Here is a 923-nt window from a genome sequence, read left to right on the forward strand (position 1 = left end):
GGCATATCCAGAACAACCTTCTATAGCTACGATGGGTTGCTGCAAAAGTATGTGGAACTGTCACATGATGAAGACTACAGAGATGACCTTTACGAACAAATAAAAACTCTTAAAGAGAAAGTACATCGGCTTCAGGAAGAAAAGACTTTAATGGCTAAACGGGATTGTCAAGAGCTTCTGCTACGTGCAGAGAATAAGCGGTTAAAAGAGCAGCTGGCCGACAGAGACAAGACAATATACAGCCTAAGATGTACTATCATACGTAAAAAAAACTGATTTTCGTGTTCAGATTTTGAAAACGGTAAAATTGTGGGATGTGATTGCGTTTTTCCTTAAAATAAATAGCTTTGGGTGGGTTGAACCGAAGTTGAACATATACATTTCTTAAGATAATACAACCGATGTCACCTTATCGGCTATCAGCTTACTGCAGAAAACGCGAATACAAATAATCTTATAACAGGAACCAGGTTTCTTAACATTAACGGGATGCTTCCTTTCGAAAATATGGTTGCCGACTATATAACAGAAACCAATAATCATGTCATATACAGAGTGACACCTGAATTTTGTGGAAATGACCTTCTGGCAAAAGGTGTTTTGATCGAAGCGTATTCTATCGAAGACCGGGGAGAAGGAATATGTTTCAATGTTTATTGTTTCAATGCTCAACCGGGTATTACGATAGACTATGCGACGGGGGAGAGCAGGCTTTATGATGAGAGTCAAACCGATAACTTTCAAAATGCCACAACTTCTGAACTGCCGAATATTGAACTAAATGAAATTATACAAGAAAATCAGACTGATGATAACGAAGAACCGGCAGATGCGAAAATAAGTATCGTGATTTTGATAGTTCTAGTGATCATAATTCTTTCTAAAGCAAATAAAAAGTAAAACTCCTGTCTATCAGGAGTTTC

General features: G+C 37.7%; 1 protein-coding gene and 1 pseudogene. Both read left to right on the forward strand.

Annotated features, from left to right (window positions below):
• Nucleotides 1-276 (forward strand): hypothetical protein (locus CUS_RS20210; RefSeq protein ID WP_037277272.1); only part of this gene is annotated, 276 nt, incomplete at its 5' end.
• A gap of 117 nt (nt 277-393) precedes the next feature.
• Nucleotides 394-715, forward strand: a pseudogene (locus tag CUS_RS20455) (DNA/RNA non-specific endonuclease); the annotation flags it as partial.
• Between the last annotated feature and the right edge of the window lie 208 nt (nt 716-923).

The sequence above is a fragment of the Hominimerdicola alba 8 genome (assembly GCF_000178155.2).
Taxonomy (GTDB): domain Bacteria; phylum Bacillota; class Clostridia; order Oscillospirales; family Ruminococcaceae; genus Hominimerdicola; species Hominimerdicola alba_C.